This is a genomic window from [Clostridium] symbiosum, from assembly GCA_036419695.1.
Lineage (GTDB): Bacteria > Bacillota > Clostridia > Lachnospirales > Lachnospiraceae > Otoolea > Otoolea symbiosa_A.
Window position 1 is genome coordinate 5,057,953 of record CP143946.1, and the last position, 19,080, is coordinate 5,077,032.

At 48.7% G+C, this 19,080-nt stretch carries 15 protein-coding genes and 1 pseudogene; 5 read left to right on the forward strand and 11 right to left on the reverse strand.

Annotated features, from left to right (window positions below; translation table 11 throughout):
- Positions 1-332: 332 nt before the first annotated feature.
- Together V3C10_22600 and V3C10_22605 are read left to right on the forward strand one after the other, a co-directional pair.
- Positions 333-2,129 (forward strand): PrpR N-terminal domain-containing protein, encoded by a 1,797-nt coding sequence (locus V3C10_22600; protein WVP62063.1) that lies wholly within the window; start codon positions 333-335, stop codon positions 2,127-2,129.
- Between the two features lie 68 nt (positions 2,130-2,197).
- Entirely contained in the window at positions 2,198-2,899 is a 702-nt protein-coding gene (locus tag V3C10_22605; GenBank protein ID WVP62064.1) for a (Fe-S)-binding protein, read from the forward strand.
- Between the two features lie 1,159 nt (positions 2,900-4,058).
- Here V3C10_22605 and V3C10_22610 read toward each other — a convergent pair.
- A complete protein-coding gene (locus tag V3C10_22610) occupies positions 4,059-5,090 on the reverse strand; it encodes a DUF2185 domain-containing protein (protein ID WVP62065.1) in 1,032 nt (343 codons plus the stop codon).
- 21 nt (positions 5,091-5,111) lie between these two features.
- Positions 5,112-5,984, reverse strand: a complete 873-nt coding sequence (locus V3C10_22615; GenBank protein WVP62066.1) for a methionyl aminopeptidase — start codon at positions 5,982-5,984, stop codon at positions 5,112-5,114.
- Positions 5,985-6,213: 229 nt separating this feature from the next.
- On the opposite strand from V3C10_22615, the gene V3C10_22620 reads away from it, so the two are divergent.
- Entirely contained in the window at positions 6,214-7,338 is a 1,125-nt protein-coding gene (locus tag V3C10_22620; GenBank protein WVP64688.1) for a DUF4118 domain-containing protein, read from the forward strand.
- Complete coding sequence (locus V3C10_22625) at positions 7,328-8,041, forward strand: response regulator (protein WVP62067.1); 714 nt, start codon at positions 7,328-7,330, stop codon at positions 8,039-8,041. Before V3C10_22620 ends, V3C10_22625 begins: the two co-directional genes overlap by 11 nt.
- 190 nt (positions 8,042-8,231) lie before the next feature.
- On the opposite strand, the gene V3C10_22630 is transcribed toward V3C10_22625, so the two are convergent.
- From V3C10_22630 to V3C10_22660, 7 genes are all read right to left on the reverse strand, one after another.
- On the reverse strand, positions 8,232-9,356 hold the full coding sequence (locus tag V3C10_22630) for an extracellular solute-binding protein (protein WVP62068.1): 1,125 nt from the start codon (positions 9,354-9,356) through the stop codon (positions 8,232-8,234).
- 52 nt (positions 9,357-9,408) lie between these two features.
- Entirely contained in the window at positions 9,409-11,058 is a 1,650-nt protein-coding gene (locus V3C10_22635) for an iron ABC transporter permease (protein ID WVP62069.1), read from the reverse strand.
- Positions 11,055-12,212, reverse strand: a complete 1,158-nt coding sequence (locus tag V3C10_22640; protein ID WVP62070.1) for an ABC transporter ATP-binding protein — start codon at positions 12,210-12,212, stop codon at positions 11,055-11,057. The genes V3C10_22635 and V3C10_22640 overlap by 4 nt, the downstream gene beginning before the upstream one ends.
- 347 nt (positions 12,213-12,559) lie before the next feature.
- Positions 12,560-13,348, reverse strand: coding sequence for a response regulator (locus V3C10_22645; protein WVP62071.1), 789 nt, complete (start codon positions 13,346-13,348; stop codon positions 12,560-12,562).
- The gene (locus tag V3C10_22650; GenBank protein ID WVP62072.1) at positions 13,348-15,042 is read right to left on the reverse strand and encodes a histidine kinase; all 1,695 of its coding nucleotides are present in this window, start codon (positions 15,040-15,042) and stop codon (positions 13,348-13,350) included. Before V3C10_22650 ends, V3C10_22645 begins: the two co-directional genes overlap by 1 nt.
- Positions 15,043-15,222: 180 nt before the next feature.
- On the reverse strand, positions 15,223-16,059 hold the full coding sequence (locus V3C10_22655; GenBank protein ID WVP62073.1) for a DUF6612 family protein: 837 nt from the start codon (positions 16,057-16,059) through the stop codon (positions 15,223-15,225).
- 268 nt (positions 16,060-16,327) lie between these two features.
- A complete protein-coding gene (locus V3C10_22660) occupies positions 16,328-17,056 on the reverse strand; it encodes a GntR family transcriptional regulator (protein WVP62074.1) in 729 nt (242 codons plus the stop codon).
- 272 nt (positions 17,057-17,328) lie between these two features.
- Here V3C10_22660 and V3C10_22665 point away from each other — a divergent pair.
- Positions 17,329-17,553, forward strand: a pseudogene (locus tag V3C10_22665) (AraC family ligand binding domain-containing protein).
- A gap of 311 nt (positions 17,554-17,864) precedes the next feature.
- On the opposite strand, the gene V3C10_22670 reads toward V3C10_22665, so the two are convergent.
- Positions 17,865-18,023 carry a hypothetical protein gene (locus tag V3C10_22670; protein ID WVP64689.1) on the reverse strand — a complete coding sequence of 53 codons (159 nt, stop codon included), beginning with the start codon at positions 18,021-18,023 and terminating at the stop codon, positions 17,865-17,867.
- Positions 18,024-18,100: 77 nt separating this feature from the next.
- Complete coding sequence (locus V3C10_22675) at positions 18,101-19,072, reverse strand: SIS domain-containing protein (protein WVP62075.1); 972 nt, start codon at positions 19,070-19,072, stop codon at positions 18,101-18,103.
- Between the last annotated feature and the right edge of the window lie 8 nt (positions 19,073-19,080).

The window sequence follows — 19,080 nt, forward strand, 5'->3', positions numbered from 1 at the left end:
GCATGATTGACCGGTTGATTTTATGGCTTATTGTCGATAACTGTTTCTTTTCCTTTGTTGTGTTTAATTTTACTAGCTATTCTCTCTTTCCTCAACCTTTTTTATCCATTTTATTGTTTATATTTGAAACACTTTTAATTTTTTCTTTCTTTTTTTGTTGTAATATGATACAATCGTTTCAGAATGAAACAAGAGCGTGTTAAGAAGAAATCTCAGTATTCAGGCATGGTGTATTTGAAAACACCCGTGCAGCCGTTAATCATGCAGCAGCAGTATGGACACAGAGTGAACAGAAACCATTTTAGAACCGGATTTGCCGGGAGGGGGATTTTATGAACCAGGGAAAGATCAGGATACTCGGAATTGCGCCATATGAAGGCATGAAGTCCATCATGCAAAAACTGGCCAAAGAGCGCGACGACATTGATTTAAATGTATTTGTCGGCGATCTCCACAAGGGCGCGGAAATCGCCCAGAAGAATTTCCATGAAGATTTTGACATTATCATCTCGCGCGGCGGCACGGCGGAACTGATCGGGGCAATCACACCTCTGCCGGTCATTGAGATCGCACTCTCAGTCTACGACATCCTGCGTGCAATCAAGATGGCGGAGAACTTTTCTTCCCGCTATGCAATCGTCGGTTTCCCCGGCATCACAAGCAGCGCCCAGCTTCTCTGCGACCTTCTCCAGTATAAAGTGGAAATCTGCACGATACACAGCGGGGATGAGGTCCAGGACGTCCTGTTATCTCTTAAGAAGAAGGGCTACCGCATGGTGCTCTGTGATATGATCGCAAACACGACGGCTAAAAAGCTTGGATTAAATGCAATCTTAATCACTTCCGGCAACGAAAGCATCGGCAATGCCTTCGATCAGGCGGTAAAACTATGCAGGAGCCACTCCCTCCTGCGGGAGGAGAATAAATTCCTTCAGAATGTCATTCACAAGGACAGCCATGAAACCGTCGTCTTTAATGAAAAGGAGGAGGTATTTTTCTCCACGCTGGAGGCGGGCGCCGATACGCCTATCATCGATGTGCTGAGACGTGAAATCCCTGCTGCACTCACCGTCGACACACACCGCTCGTTTAAAAATATCGGCGGCACGCTGTACTCCATCACCAGCCGTCAGATCCCGTTTTACGGAAGGGCTTACGTGGTCTTTTACTTTTCCTCCAATAAGGTGCCATTTGCAAGCAGCAAGTACGGTGTTCAGTATCTTAGTAAAAATGACGTTGAGAATACATTTTACAACAGTTTTTATAATGTAACCGGAGCCATCGGGGGACTTCAGGCCACGGTGGAACAGATGACCCAGACCGATTTTCCCATTATGATCATCGGCGAGGAGGGGACGGGTAAGGAGCGCGTGGCCGGAGCCATCTACACCCAGAGCCCGCTTCAGCACAATCCCATGGTCGTCATCAATTTTGCAATGATGAACGACAAGAGCTGGACCTTCCTGACAAACCACTATAACTCTCCCTTCAATGATAACAACAATACCATTTACCTGAAAAATGTGGACTCGCTCCCGGAGGATCGCCACCGGCAGTTACTCTCCCTCATCGTGGATATGAACCTGGCGCGCCGCAACCGCCTTCTCTTTTCCTGCGTGTGCGGCAGGGACGGCATTATTCCTAAGCAGTGCATGGAATTTGTCAATATGCTTTCCTGCCTGACCATCCACCTGCCCCCGCTGCGGGAACGCAAGGAAGAAATCCCGGTTCTCGCCAATCTTTCGCTGAGCTCTTTAAATATCAGCCTGGCCAAAGAGATCCTGGGACTGGAAACAGGAGCCATGGAACTTCTGGCCGCTTATGACTGGCCCTGCAATTACACTCAGTTCAAAAGGATTTTAAGCGAACTGACGGCAGTCACCACGACCCCGTATATCCTGGAAACCACCGTTGCAAGATGCCTGGAACAGGAGCGCAGTACCGAATCAGACATGGCTCGCGGCCCATCTTCCTCACCTCTTCTGGGACTTAGCCTGAACCGGACGCTGGACGAGATAAACCATGACATTATCCACGCCGTTCTGGAGGAAATGGGCGGCAACCAGAGCGCAGCGGCAAAGAGACTTGGAATCAGCAGAACTACACTTTGGAGACTGTTAAAGGAATAAATACATTCCGATTACCGGCCGGATGATGTTTGAACCGGCGAATGAAAAATCAGAAGGAGAAAACACGAATGAAAGAATATATCATACCCAGTATTAAAATATCGGATATCAATATGGAAAAATGTTATTTTAACCCCGGATGTGCGCTCAGTGTTTATAAGCCGTCCTCCGAGCACAAACTCCTGGACATTTTAAACCGCTACTTCGGACCGGTGCAGATGCACAATATCTGCTGCCACCACGATCCGGGACTGCCCCAGGGTTCCACCATCATCAACAACTGCGCCGGCTGCGACAGGAGGTTCCGTTCCCTGTATGAGGGGATTCAGACCATCTCCCTGTGGGAGGTGCTGGACAGCATAGAAGATCTGCCTCTTCCGGATTATGCCGGGCTGACGCTCTCGGTCCATGATTCCTGCTCCTACCGCCCGAAGCCACAGGTCCATGCCGCGGTGCGGAGCCTTCTCGGAAAGATGAATATTAAGGTCATTGATTCGGAGTTCAGCGGCACAAAGTCCATCTGCTGCGGAGACACCTTCTACCCGCGTCTTCCGATTGAGAAGGTGACGGAACTTCAGAAAAAACGCGCTGCCCAGATGCCCTGCCAGGACGTCGCCGTATACTGCGTCTCCTGTATCAAATCCATGGCAATCGGCGGAAAAACGCCGCATCACATGGCCGATCTTGTCCTGGGCGAGGAGACCGAGCTGCAGGAAATGAGAATCGATGTTTATCATAATACGCTGGAGGAATATATTGCCTGTCATTAGGGGATTTAATTGAGGAATGAGAACGCCGCCGGGACGGTCGGGGGGCGGGATGGTGAGGGGGAGGTTGTGAGTCTTCAGTCCCGGCTTGAATTTGGTCGCGGGTGGGGAATCCGGGCAGAAAAAGTTCCTCCGGGAAACGCTTGCGCTCTTTGGAGTACATAACAGTACTAAGGCGTCTGAAAGACGCCGCCTAAGTGCTGATGAACTCCCAGGTTCCCTGCGGAATCTTTTTCTCCCGGATTCCCCACGGGAAGGTTATGACCCGGGACTGAAGACGCGAAGGTTGTCGCCATCCTGAACCCCGGCCTGCGGCCGCTGAATTGTTCTTATTCCTTCAAGGGGGGAGGGTATTGTCGCTGCCACTACGTTCCCTCGAATTCCAAAAGAATGCCTCCTGCATGGTATTCAATTGATAAGTCTGAACTTTAGCACCTGACCTATCCTTGAATAACCATGCAATTTTTTATTTACTCATTCAATTTAGTTCTGGATTTATCTCCGAATTCAGCCTGAAACATCTTCAAAAGGTAAAAGGTTCACGACTACATAGCGGCCGCGACAATACCCTCCCCCACACTTGACGAAAGAGACAATCAGCCCCTGAAGCCGGCGGACGGGGCAGTCACCTTCCCTGAGTCTTCAGTCCCGTCGACAACCTGCCCGGGGAAGGAAGGAGAAAAGATTCCGAAGGGGACATTGGAGCCCGCCGGTGCTTAGCGAGGTCCTTTCGAGCTTAGCATCCGCTGTGCGCTCCACAAGCGGAAGCGAGTCCCCGTAGGAATCTTTTCTCCTGGATTCCCCCTCACCACACCCTATAAACCCGGGACTGAAGACTCATAAACGCCCTCCCACTCCCCCGTCCGCCGTCTTACAGAGGCGTCCTCGCCCCTCAACTAATCCTCCCCCTTTTTTAATTATTTTAGACTCTTTTTATATGTTGGTCAAACAATAGACACACTTCTCCTGTATGATAAGTACATAACATCAATGAGGCCAATGATATTACACAGCGCGCAATGGTCATTGGGCTCGACTAACAATAATTTTCCTTTATATAGATTCTGAAAACTTTTTCACTTCCCCCTTTCCGTTTTCAGAAAAAAACAGGAGCACAGGCATTTTGAGATGCCTGGCTCCTGTTTTTTGCATATTTGGCTGATCAGAATTCTTCCGACCACCCATCCTCTGTCTTCCCAAACTTACGGCCGCAGTCCGCGTAGAAGTACGCCAGTATCGTCGGATCCAGGTTGCAGACCGTATTGTAACTGCAGACGGTGCTGTTTTCCACCTGGTTGACATACTCTTCCGGCTCATCTCCCACAAAGAAACGCCAGCCGCAGTCAGGAAATCCTTCCACCGGCTCTTCCCGGTACATGTAGCCGATTTCACCGCTGTCTATGGCCTTCTTCGTGATAATGCAGCCGGGGTTTGATCCGGCCATCAAATCGGCCCATTCGCGCTCCTCCGGCTCATACCAGCCGTTTCTCTGCCATGCGCCGCCCTCTTCGAATAAGTGGCGTACCAGATTCTCATTGAGCTGGTAAAATCCTTCCAGATCCGGGCTGTCACGATACATAAAGTAGACTGCTCCGCACAGGCAGCTAACCGCATATTCCCTGTAGGAATGGTAAAATACCTGCGCCTGCCTCACCCACGGATCCGCCAGCTCCCAGAACCGCTCATCAGACACAATCCCACAGGCGGCGGCCTTTCTCAAAAGCCCAATCTTTTCACTGATATCCCAGGCATAATAGCCCTTCTCCTTCAAAATCGGATAGAACTGCTCCGACAGCTCAAAACACTCGTTGAATGCCTCTTTTCCTTCCGGTGACAGTTCGCTCATATCAAACAGCGGCGCGCCCGCCCAGAAGGTCATGAACTGCTCATACTGATCACTCCCGGAATATTCCCTGCGGCAGGCTTCCAGAAATGATTCTTCGTCGTGTATGCCGTACAGTCTCTGCAAATGTTCCCGCGTCTCTTCTGCATCTTCCCTGGTTTTACAGTGATACAGTTTCTCATACCCCATATGTTCCGGTATTCCAGGCGCCTTCCGGCACGTGGATATCCCGCTCAGCAGAAGGGTAAATTCCTCGCGTCCGACTGCCGCTGCCTCCCTGTTCACGGGCATGTTTTCCAGCTCTGCTTTAAAATCCGCAACTTTTTTTACAATCTTTTCAATTGTCCCCATCTTCCGTCCCTTCCGCACTCCTTAATACGCCAGCACCTCATGCCCGTCTTCCGTCACCAGCACCATAATCTCCCACTGTGCGGACGGCTCCCCGTCGGCCGTGTAGACCGACCAGTTATCCGAGTCATCTACATAAATGTCGCTCGTTCCCATATTAACCATCGGCTCAATTGTGAAAATCATACCCGGAACCAGCATCATATCGGTACCGCGTTTTCCAATGTAGCCGACCCACGGCTCTTCATGGAATTCGATGCCGACTCCATGGCCTCCGATTTCACGCACAACGGTATATCCGTTCTTTACCGCATGCGCATTCACCGCCTCGGCCATGTCGCCCAGGAATCCCCATGGTTTTACCTCTTTAAGTCCCAGTTCCACGCACTCTTTTACGACGTTCACAAGCTTCCGTCTGTCCTCGCTTACATTGCCGATGCAGAACATCCTGGAGGAATCGGAGAAATATCCCTTGTATATAGTAGAAACGTCCACATTGATGATGTCACCGTCCTTTAATACTACATCTTCGGAAGGAATTCCGTGGCATACCTGTTCGTTGATTGAGGTGCACACGCTCTTCGGGAATCCTTCATAACCCAACGGCGCCGGGATTCCTCCTCGCTTTGTCGTCTCGTCGTAGACCCATTTGTCAATTTCTTCCGTCGTCACGCCCTCTTTAATATGTTCCGCCACATAGTCCAGGACCGCGATATTAATCGCGCAGCTCTCTTTGATTCCCGCTATCTGCTCCGGTGTTTTTAAGAGGTCTCTCGTCGGGACAATATGGCCCCTGTCGGACTCTGCCGCCAGACGCTCATCTATCATCTCATGGCAATGTTTATATTTCTTTCCGCTGCCGCACCAGCAGGCATCATTTCTTCCTAACTTTTTCATATTTTTCCTTTCTGACTACTAATATATCTACGGGTTACAGACCGCCTTAAATGCCGGACGGCTCCTGTTTTCCCAATCTCCACTGCATTGGAGTGTAGCACAAGGCGGTAAAAAAATCAATGACAGCATCCTTATCAAAGTTTTAACACATCTTCATTGCTCTTTTGGCACGAAAGATTGTATAATGTTAACAAAGCAGTAACAGCATGTGCAGGAGGAATACCCGATGATGAGCAGTCAGGATAATGAAGCTACAGTCAAACACCATACACCTTTCAAGCAATACGGAACCATCAACGACTGGTTTGTGACAGGCGCCCTGCTTGCCGTCGCCACCTGTCTCTCCTACGTTTTCTTTCATATTATGGAGAATCCTACCGCCAACATCGCCCTATGCTACATTCTGGCCCTGTTTTTGACAGCGCGTTTTACAACCGGATACTTTTTTGGACTGTTTGCCTCGCTTGTCGGTGTTGTCTGCGTCAACTTTTTGTTTACATATCCTTATTTTGCACTGGATTTTACGTTGACGGGATATCCGATTACCTTTATCGCCATGTTCTCCATCTCCATCGCCACCAGCGCCCTGACCACGAATATGAAGGAGCAGGCGCGTATTCTCTCCGAGCGTGAGAAGCTTTTGATGGAAGCGGAAAAGGAGAAGATGAGAGCCAACCTGCTCCGTGCCATTTCCCATGATTTGAGGACTCCGCTGACCAGCATCATCGGTTCCAGCACCGTCTATCTGGAGAACGGCAAGTACCTGACCGAGACGGAGAAGAGCGATCTGGTCTCCCATATTCTGGAGGATTCCAACTGGCTTTTAAATATGGTGGAGAATCTCTTATCCGTCACACGTATCAACAATGAAACCGCAAAAGTCAATAAATCTCTGGAACCCGTGGAGGAAGTAGTGGCCGAAGCCGTAATCCGGCTGAAAAAAAGACTTCCGGATGCCAGGGTTAACGTATGTGTCCCTGATGAGGTGCTGATGATTCCAATGGACGCCGTTCTGATCGAGCAGGTTTTAATCAATCTGATTGAGAACGCATTTGTCCATTCCAAAACCACCGAACCGGTGGAATGCTATGTGGACAGCGGAGATGAATTCGTTACGTTCCATGTACAGGACCACGGAATCGGAATTCCTCCGGAGAAACTGAACACGATTTTTGACGGTTCCTCTTCCACCACCAGTACATCCAACGACGGAAGAAAAGGAATGGGCATCGGTTTATCCATCTGTAAGACAATCATTATCGCCCATGGAGGCGATATCAAGGCGGCCAACCATAACGGCGGCGCCGAATTTTACTTTACACTGCCAAAGGAGGGCTCAAAAATTGACTCATAAAACATCTATTCTTCTTGTAGAAGACGAAAAAAATATCTGTGACTTTATCTCAACCTCATTGTCCGCCCAGGATTATAAAATCACAGAAACACATTCAGGTAAGGAGGCGCTGCCTATCATTACATCGCAGTGTCCCGATCTTATTCTTCTCGATCTGGGTCTTCCCGACATGGACGGAATGGAGATTATCAAACAGGTGCGTACCTGGGCCAGTATTCCCATCATTGTCATCTCTGCCCGTACCCAGGAACAGGAGAAAGTAAAGGCCCTGGATCTGGGCGCCGATGATTATCTGACAAAACCAATCGGTACCTCCGAGCTGCTGGCGCGAATCCGCACCGCGCTCCGTCACAGCAACCGGCTGAATACGGACTCCCCGCTCTACAAGAGGCCGTTCCATACCAAGGACCTGACGATTGATTTTGAGAAACATCTTGTAACGCTGGGAGATAAAGAGATTCATCTGACACAGATCGAGTTTAAGATTATTGCCCTGCTCGCCAAGAATTCAGGCCGCGTCATGACATACGATGCCATCATTTCTAATATATGGGGACCGTACGCGGATGATGACAACAGCATTCTCCGTGTGAACATGGCCCACATCAGAAGGAAACTGGAGCAGAACCCAGCGGAACCGCAGTACATATTTACCGAAATCGGCATCGGATACCGTATGGTGGAGGATGAGGCGGGAAATTAGGGCGCAGAGAGTAACTCATCGATCTGCTCATTTACGTGAATCATCACTATAAGACAGATAAGGCAACAGGAAAATCCTGCTGCCTTATCTTTTTGTCTGTAATAGCTATAAAATTATAGAGCTGTAACTTGTTCATTGCCTCTCTTAACTTTTGTTTCTTCCCCACCGGGGGCGGACGATCCGCCGGATATTAATTTAACTCCGCATATAACTCGTTCCAGTGGTTCAGGATCTCTTCCTTATGCTCTTTCAGATAAGTGAAATCCAGTTCCTTCATTCCCAGTGTATCTTCCGCCGGAAGGCCGCTTAAATTGCAGTTGCCGTTGGAACCGCGTCCTGCCGATACTTCCGCACGGGCGTCCTGGAATTCGGCTGAGGTGAGAAGATCCACCATTGCCTGGGCTGCCGGAAGGTTCGGGGCATTTTTAACGATTGCCGCGCCGCCTGCCATGGCTGTGTTGCCTTCTTCCATATAAATACATTCGATCGGAGCGCCGTCGTTAATCAGGGCGACTACACTCGATTCATAGGAAAGACCCGCCACATATTCCCCATTGCTGACCAGGTTATAAACGTCCTTGGAAGATGTTGTGGAGAAGCTTGCGGGAATCAGCTGTTTAATATAATCCCAGCCCTTATCATCGTCGAACTTGTCTCCCATAACCGCCAGAATCGTCTGGAGCTGGCGCCAGCCTGAAGATGTGGAATCAGGAGCTGCAAGGATAATTTTTCCTTCCAGGGCCGGATTTAACAAATCCTCATATCCGTTGATTTCGATTCCCAGCTCGTCCCTCAGCGCCGGATTCACTACGAGGCACATAACCTGTACATCATAGAAGTTGTAGTATCCCGACTCGTCGTGGTAAAGCTGTTCTTTGTCGCATGCGCCCGTATATGGCTGCAGGATATCGTGATAGGTGTCGCCGTCCGCGGCAAACATGCCGCCGATTACCACATCCGCATCACATGATTCATCGCTTCTGATTCTCGTAGCCAGTGTTCCGACCGAATCGGCCTGGATTTCCAGTTCACAGTCGGGATAATATTTTTTCCATATGTCGCTCAGAACCTGTTGCTGTGTTTCTTCCATTGTCGTGTAAACGGTGATTTTCCCCGATATCTCGCCCTCCGGCCTCACGTAATACGGCCTCTCGCTGCTCTCCTCTTTTGCTTCAGATTCCCCCTGTCCCTGAGTGTTCTCGGCTGCCGGTTCCGCTTTTTTGGTCTCGGCCGGAGCTTCCTTTCCTCCGCATGCAGTCATCGACAATACCATTACCGCTGCCATAAATGCTGCTGTCAATCTTCTTTTTTTCATAAAATACACTCTCCCTTTGCTTATATATTTTTAATTTTTATAAATTTACCTCCTACATCCTCACATCTTCCAGCTTCGTAAATTTCAGATAGATAATCAGACAGATTACGGTAAGCAGCATCGTGATGGTTGCAAACACGGCAGCCACGCCGTAAATACCGCTGGTAATTGCCGAATAGGTGCTGATGGTCAGCGTGATCGTCCTGTTATTATAAAGAATAACCCCCGATGACATTTCCGTTATAATAGAAACAAAGCTTAGGACCGCGCCAGATATAATTCCGCTGGACATCATGGGAACCGTAATTTTGGTAAACGCAGCCGCCTTGGAGGCTCCCAGGCTCAGAGCGGCTTCCTCGATATTAACCGGAATTTTCATCATCGCGGCCGTCGCCGAACGGCTGGTAAACGGCATACGGCGTATGGCCAGGGCGATTATCATAATCACCAGCGTTCCTGTGAGGGAAAACGGTTTTCTGGAAAAAGCCACCACCAGTGCGATACCGATTACTGCGCCCGGCATAATATAAGGCATCATGGAAATCGTATCAATCGCATTGTTGAACAGGCTGCTTCTCCTCACCACCAGGTAAGCAATCAGGACTGCCACCACAATAATTACGGCCAGTGTCACGACGCTGACAATCAGTGTATTACCAATCGAACGCGCCAGCATCTTTTCCATTGCTTTCTGGTAATTCACAAGAGAATAACCCGGTTTAATAATGCTGTTTTTATAATTCCTGAACGACATGTTGACGATGTATATCTGCGGCAGAAGTGAAATGCCCACCAACAGGTAACAGTACGCATGCATCATAAAATTGCCGATGCCCGATGCCTTTTTCGGCTCTACCGGGTGCAGGGCGTTGATGGTAAATTTGAACCGGTTTGACGCCACCTTCTGAATGATGAAAATAGCGGCTGTCACAAGTACGGCAATGACGCTGATGGCTGCCGCAAAGTGATAATTGGTCCCGTTTTCTCCCAGATACTGGTTGTAAATCAGGACCGGAAACGTACTGTAACCGCGGCCTATCAAAACCGGGGTTCCGAAATCGGCAAAGGAACGCATGAACACCAGCAGGGCCGCCGCCAGGATCGTCGGCATTGTGAGCGCCATAATCACCCTCTTAAAACGGTCCACGCCCTTGCATCCCATGCTCTCCGCCGCCTCCAGCAGGGAGTTGTCAATATCCCGGAATGCACCGTTCATATAGATTACAACCAGCGGAAACAGCTTTAATGTCTGAACAAAGACAATCCCGCCAAAACCGTATATGGAAACTCCTGAAATCCCCATTGATTTCAGGAAACCGGTTATCAGCCCCGAGTTACCCATCAGAAGAATCCACGCGTAAGCTCCAATAAACGGGGCCGACATGGTACAGAGCAGGCAGAGTACAAACAATACCTTACGCCCTCCCAGCCTGTAGAATGAGTAAAAATAGGCAAACGGGATGCCCAGAAGCAGACTTGTCACCATGACACAGACTCCGATTTTTACGCTGTGGAAAATAGAATCATAGTAATAGGACTTGGCAAAAAACATCCGGAATGCGTCGAGAGTGAACTCTCCATTCGTGTATACCGCCTCTTTCAGCAACTTTCCAATGGGGTAAACGAGAAATATCATGAAAAGCCCCATCAGAATCCAGGAAATGACGTTCCAGAAGTCCTTTCTTGCTTTTGAACGGCTCATCCCTCCACCTCCCGTCCAACTGTCTCTGCGGGAAGAGCCGTGCTGTTTTTAATCCCCCTCATCAGGCTCTTAGTTGTCTCCGGGTCAAACAGGTTGGCTTTACGGCTGTTCAGGGTGAGTATTACCCTGCTTCCCGGAGGAATAATCTCATCAATCTCCGACTCCTGGATGATTTCAGCCGTCTCTCCCGTCTCAAGCTCTGCAAAGTAATGGGTATTGGAACCGAGGAATACGCTGTCCTGAATCCTGGCGCTGATACCGTCCGTATCTTCCCCCTCTTTATATAAGTGTACAAACAGTTCTTCCGGCCTTACCGACAGTGTTACGTCCCTGTCATAGCTCTCCTCCTCCCGGACGGAATCCATCACGACTTTGTATCCGTTTGGGAATACCAGGACTGTTTCCGATCCGTTTTGCGTCAGTCTTGCGCTCAGAAGATTCGACTTGCCGATAAAAGTTGCCACAAACAGGTCGGCGGGTCTCTGGTAAATATTCTTCGGTTCGCCGCAGTGGCGGATCACGCCGTCTTTCATAACCGCAATCCGGTCGGAGATTGCCATTGCCTCCTCCTGATCATGTGTGACATAGACCGTGGTGATTCCCACTTCCTTCTGAATGCTTTTAATGACCGTCCTCATCTCCACACGGAGTTTGGCATCCAGGTTGGATAAAGGCTCGTCCATCAGGAGCACATCCGGCTGTATCACAAGCGCCCTGGCCAGCGCCACCCTCTGCTGCTGTCCTCCTGACAGCCGTTCCGGCATCCGGTCCGCATACTGATCCACATGCACCAGCTCCAGAAACTTCTGGGCCTGTGTTCTCATCTGCTCTTTGGGCATGTTCTTATATTTCAGCCCGAACTCCACATTTTTCCTGACCGACATATTGGGGAAGATTGCGTAGTTCTGGAATACCATTCCGATTCCGCGTCTCCCCGGCTCCATGTCATTGATGATTTTGTCGTTAAACCGGAAGCTGCCGCCCTCTATGGTGTTAAATCCGGCTATCATTCTCAGCAGGGTGGTCTTGCCGCATCCGGACGGCCCCAGCAGAGTAAAAAGCTCCCCATTTCTTATTGTGACCGATAAGTCGGGGATGACTGTCACTTCCCCATATTTTTTTACTGCATTTTGAATTGAAATTACCACGCTCACATCCATCACCGCCCCTGTTTTTTTATCTATTTTGTATATAAATCTCTTTTCTTATTTATAATACTATACATTTTAGACATTCCATTCTACCTGAAATACCGTTCAAAAGGTAAAAATACCAAACAGTCCGATGCTTTTCTGCTGTTTTTTGTATTTTTCACTCCTCCATTCATTTTGCGTGCTCTTTTTCCAGCCATTCAATATAAATTTCCCATAACAACGAAAAGCACGCTTCGCGGACTTTTCATTGCCACTCAACAAAAAACAGCCGGAATCTTACTTCCGGCTGTCCAGACTTTATTCTGTGAAGTTTAAATTGGAGATGCTTAAAATGAAACATCCCCGGTTTACTCCTGCTGTCCCCTGATCCCGGAGACATACTCTTTCGGGCTGCACCCGATATATTTCTTAAATACCATATTAAAATATTTGTAATCACCGATCCCGCACATCCAGGAAACATCCTGGACCGCAGTTTTTCCGTCCTTTAACAGCTCAAGCGCTTTCTGGATCCGATAACGGTTCAGGTATTCAATAAAGGTGGTCCCCATCTGCTTTTTAAACTTTTTATTCAGAAAGGTTTCGCTGTAGTTCAGGGCGTCTACAACGTCCTGCAGCACCATTTTTTCCCTGTAATGCTGCGCGATAAAGGCCAGCATATCCCTCACCACCGCATCGTCTTCCCGGCTGTTCTCCTCCTTTGAAACAAGCTGGATATTCTTCCACTTTTCCTGTTCCTGTTTGCGGTTGAGCCAGGTGCGCCGGAGCAGGCACTTTTCCTTTGCATCTTTTACCGCTTCCAACAAATCCTCCTTTTTAAGCGGTTTCAACAGATACCCCGTCACGCCGTAGCGGATAGCGGTTCTTGCATATTCAAAGTTCGAATAGCCCGACAGTATAATGGCGGAATAATTATAATCTTCATATGTCTCCCGGATCATCCCCAGTCCGTCTAACACCGGCATGTTGATATCGGCCATAACGATATCCGGTTCCAGGCGTTTTATCAGCTCCACGCCCTCCACCCCGTTCCTTGCCTCCCCGACTACCGAACAGTCCATATCCGCCCAGGGGATCGAGTATACCAGACCCTTTCTGATAATGTCCTCATCTTCTGCAACGATTACTTTGTACATTATGTCTCCCCTTTCTGCTGTTCTATCCTCGCCAGCACCTCAAAGCCGATGCCCTCCATATTCCTGATCTGAAGGCCGCTGCCGTCCCCATATTTCAGGTACAGACGGCGCGATAAGTTTCTAAGGCCGATGGAGGGCGAACTGTTGTCATGTGTCCGGAGCTGCTCTCTCAGCTCCTCCGCCTTTTCCGCCTCCATTCCAAGGCCGTCGTCCAGGACGCTGATATAAAGGATATTTCCCTCCATTGTACCGCGGATCGTGATATTAAGATCCATTTTCTTCTGGAATCCATACTTAATGCTGTTTTCAATCAACGGCTGTAAAAGCAGCTTCGGCACAATGCAGCCGAAACATTCCGGAGTAAAATCGATCTGGCAGTTAAACCGGCTTCCGAAACGGCAGTTCTGGATATCCAGATAGCAGTCGATATAGCGCATGTCCTCCTCCAGCGTAACCTCCTTTCTGGAGGTATCCACACTGTAGCGGAGCACTTCGGTCAGTTTTACTATCAGTTCTTCCGCCTTATCGGCATCAAAGGCCACCAGGTTTCTGATGATTTCGAGGGTGTTATACAGGAAATGTGGATTCATCTGGGCCGTAAGCTGATCCATTTCGATTCTGCTGTTCAGCTTCAAAAGCTCCGTATTCCTGCCGTTCAATGCCTGGATACTGTCGAGCATGTTGTTAACCTGATATCCTACTTCATTAAACTCATCATCCGTGTTCATCTGGATTCTGTGGTCGTAGTCTCCCTTGCGTATAATTCTAATCTCACTGACCAGCCGCTCGATCGACGCGGCGTTGTTCTCCGCCATGGATTTTGCCATCCATCTTGCGATCCAGTACCACACGGCCCCCATCACCAGCAGCGCCAAAAGTCCGATATGGACGGCCTCGTTCCTCGGATAATATACCAGGGAATAGATTACGGCCGAATACTCCGGAATCTCCTTCGACACTACCCAGTAGCGGGCATGCCCGTGCATCCAGCTTCCGTGTTCGGTACCATAGAATTTGTTACTGCTGTCGGCCAGACCCGGTTTACTGATATACATTACGTTCTGCCTCAGATCCGTAATCACACCGTCAAAATTACTTTCCGACAGGTAAAAATTCCATCCGCTGCCCGATAAGAACAGTGTGATATATCCGCTGACTTCCCCATTCTGAAATATCGGCTTGACAAACAGGGCGTCGGCATAGTCGCCGCGGTCATAGTATACGGCCCGGTAAACCTCGCCCTCCCCGCAGTTTCTCGCGTTGTAGCAGACCGCGTTATTATAGTTCACCAGATAAGATGAAAGCTGGCTCTCGCTGAAAGAGGTGAATAGCACGTCCCCGTCTTTGTCCGTGATCATTACCTGGTTATGGACATCACAGCTTTCATCAAACTGGCGGAAATAGTTTTTAAATTCATCGATTGCTTCAGGCTCTTCTCCGGATATGATTTTCTCCACCGCCGACACCGTCCTGTCATTCAGGAGGAATTCCCGGTTCTGCATGTCGAACCGCAGAAAAACCTCCTCCAGTTTTTTCAGATGGGAGGCCGCATCCAGCTCATTTGCCGCCAGTGAAGCCAGAAACTGTCCGGCCAGAAAAAGCAGGGAACTGACCAGGATCAAAAGCGCAATCCGCCTGGCCGCCAGCTTCTGAAGATTTTTTTGGAATTTGCCTTCCTCATGAACACTTTTCATCACACGCTCCCCCCTTTTCCTATCCATTATAAAACAGCCACAGCATGTCCGCAACCCTGACCAGGCCAACTGGGACAGACGATAAAAGGGATGCGGCATGGGTGTTCATACCCATGCCGCATCCGCCTTTCATATCCTGTTATTCCGATATCCCATTATTCCGGTGTTTTCTAAAATGATTTACCAGATTTCTGATGCCGGACCGTATCCGCTTCCACTTCCGCTGCCGCCATACAGTGATTTGTAGTATGTATTCAGATCGGTATATCCGTCCGTGGAAGGAAGGTCAACCGTCACCGGCTGTCCCGGATTGTTGATGGTTCCCTCGATCAGCATGATTACTCTGACCGTCTCACCATACATACTGATATCCATGGACATGTTCATATTCATGCTGGTGTAATAATCGTCTTTATTGATAACATACTCACCCTTTACTTCCCGGACCGTCATCGTTACGCCCATATCCCCCATGAGAGAGCTGAGAGCCTCATTCACGTATGCATTCATCTTGGCCGGGTCCGCAACATAGGAAAGAATTCTGTTCTCTCCCTCTTCCCTGACTGCAAGGCTCTTCATCAGAGAGGAAGTAAGTTCCGCTGCAGACGTAGTCTGCTCTACGGACGCTATCATACTGTTCAGGTCCATCGGGTATTTGATTTTCTCTCCGTCGGCATCCATGTAATAATAGCCGTCTTTATAGAAAACGGTGGCATATTCGCTCTGGCCCAGGAAATCCATCGCCATCTCTGCTTTATAGCGGAGATTCCCCGATTTAATCTGATCCATCTTCATCTTCATCAGCATATCCAGATTTAAAGTCAAATCCTTTTTCGTCTCCGGATCCGGTATAACCAGTACGGCATGGATTCCCATATCACAGTCCATCGAATCCATCTCATTGGATTTCTGGGTAACCCTGTCGAGCAGGGCAGCCGGATCCTCGGCAGCAAATGCAGTGGCCGTCATCGCCACGGTCATCACAGCAGCAAGCAGTGCGGTCATTAATTTCTTCATATCCTTTTTCCTCCTGACAATTTTTTTAATCCTCTGTTCCAATACTATAAGTATAGGACTTTCCAGACTAACTTTCAATAAAAATATCGTGTTTTTACTATATTACGTTTTATTTGTCAGAAAATAACAAAAATGTTTCATATTTCCTTTCCCTTCCCCCGGAATCGGCCCACATGTGCAACGGATTGCGTAAATTAAAAGAAGAATCCCCGGCCGGGGCCTCCGCCTGTCAGGGATTCCTTTTGCAATTTCATATTCCGTTTCGGTTTTATATGCCGGTTGACTCGCATACATAAAATGAACACCGGTCTCCGTTAAATATCTGTGTCCCCACATAAATTGGTTCTTTTTCCTGGGTGTAAGCAACGCTTTTTATGTAGAGCAGGGGTGTCCCCTTCGTCAGCCTCAGAAGCTCCGCCTCTTTCGCAGTGGCTCTGCACAGTTCGATCCATTTCTCTGATACGGCAACCATCACCTTCGCCTTTTTCTTCATAAATTCAAACAGTGAATTGTCATCAAAGGTTTCTCCCAAAAGGAATGCATACTTAAGCGGATAATAGTTGTTTTCAATCGCAACCGGTTCATTGTCAGCATAGCGCACCCGGGAAATATAAACCACCTGGCTTCCTTTTTCAAGTCCCAGAAGCTTTCTTGTCTTTTCGTCCGCCACAACGAGCTTATTTTCAAGCATTCGTCCACCGGACTTCATTCCCATATGCTCACACATCTCGGTGAAGCTCTGAAGTTTTTTGATGTCCTTTGTAAACTTGGGTTTGGAGACAAAGGTTCCCTTACCCTGCTTCTTCTCAACCAGGCCTTTCTCAACCAGGGCGCTGACAGCGTTTCTAACGGTAATTATGCTTACGCCGAAGGTTTTCGCCATCTCACTCTCAGACTGAAGCCGTTCTCCAGGCTGGTAAACGCCTTTTAAAATCTTTCCTTCAATCTCCGTCATCAATTGAACATATAGTGGTGTAACTGCCTTTCCATCCAACATCGCCGTATCATCCCTTTGAATTTTTATTATATTCCTGATATATCATTATAAAATGATTATATATTATCCTTAGCCAAAAGGCAAAGAGTTTTAAACATTTTTATCCTCCCTTGATGTTTTTCCACAAATCCCTTACACTAAAAAAGACACATAAAAAGAGTCAAAGATAGATCTGCTGCCTTACATTCAGCCGGAGATCCCATGAATCATAATATTATAATAGATGCAAACCAAAAAGCCAATTTCTCCCTGCCCTGTGATTTTCCCTCAGGGTGTATGAGACAAACCTGCAGGAAAAACCTTGTGGATATAACGGATGGCACTGGCACGATGAATTCCAGCTTTGTGTTGTGCAGGAGGGAATCATCTGTATGACCGTGCAGGAAAAGGAATACCTGCTGAGAGAGGGAGAAGGAATTTTTATCAATGCTGGGCTTCTGCATATGACCCGTCCGGCGCAGGGGCATAAAGCAAGGTATCTTTGCATTAATATCCATCCGGTTATGTTTTCTTTTTTCCGTGGCAGCCTGATGGAACAAAAGTATTTTCTGCCGTATATACAAAGCGGGAGCTTTTTCGCCGTTTCACTGTGCCCGGATGTGGAATGGCAGTGTGAAATTTTAAAATGCCAGCATATCATCTCCGGCCTGATTGAGAAAAAGGAGCGGGGTTATGAGCTGGAGGTTTATATCCGGCTGATGTTCCTGTGGAAAGAGCTGGTGTTAAATACGGACCTATCAGGCCGAATGGAATTTTCCGTCTTCCGCCACGAAGAAATCAAAAAAATAATGTCTTATATCCAACAGCACTATGCGGAGCATATTTCTCTACAGGACATAGCGTCATCACTGCACATCAGCAAAAGCGGATGCTGCCGGTTATTAACCGCCACCCAAGGACCGCAGCGCACTGGCAGGTCCTGCCAGTGCGCGCCACTGCGGGCAATCCAGACCATGGCACCTGACATCGTACGGTTATCCTTGGGTGGACGGTCAGGCCGGTTCGGTTTTTCAGGAGGAACTACTTTTATTTTTCAAACAAACTTTAGTACTCCACCTTCCACATATATCTTCTGTAATCCATGGAATGATCCCTTACCTCGGCCATCTGTGCCACATAATACCGCTCCACCGGGATCATCACAACCGGGTTGAAGAACTCGGCGATCTCCGGGTTAATCCTTCCCGCATTCAGTTCCTTAAAATCAATCACAATATAGTTTTCCGCATACTGTTTTAAAAATGTCAGGCACCTCTCGTCAAGGGCGCGGGTACGGCCCTCGCTCATCAGAAGCACCATCGGAAGTTTTTTGTCCGTCGTCTCGAACGGGCCGTGGAAATACTCTCCCGTGTGCAGGCATACGCCGTGCTTCCACTGCATTTCCATGAAGTGACAGCAGCACATGGAGTAGGCCACCCCATAGTTCGGTCCCGACGCCAGGACGTAGAATACCGGCTCATCCTTGTATTTACCAGCCCATTCCTTAGCCGCTGGCAGGCACTTCTCCTTACCCTCGGCGACGATTTCATCAATATACCGGTATGCCTCCATCGCCATATCATACTTTTCATAACCTTCAAACTGGTTCAGAATTTCAAAACCGATTCTGAGTGCATTGGCCTGGTTGGAGTCGCTGTACACCTGGTCATCGCCGTTTGAATATGTCACGACATACTGTCCCACCTTCGCCATTCCCGTTTCCATGGAACCCGTCATCGCAATTGTCACGGCTCCTGCCGCGTTAGCGGTCTTCACGGCCTCCACGGTCTCCGGCGTCGCCTTCAGGGAGCATACGACGGCGATGCAGCGGCTGTCCAGCTCCTTCGGCGTCGCGTGTACGAACTCATTGCTGGTGTAGGTGGTTGATCCGAATGTCTTTGCCTCGCTCTGAAGCAGGTAAAGTCCCGGGAATATCGCCGCCTTAGAACCTCCGCAGGCCACAAAATAAACATGTTTCAGGCCGCCGGCCGCATCCATTTTTACCTTAATCTCACTGATAATTTCTTTAACGCTCATTGTATCCC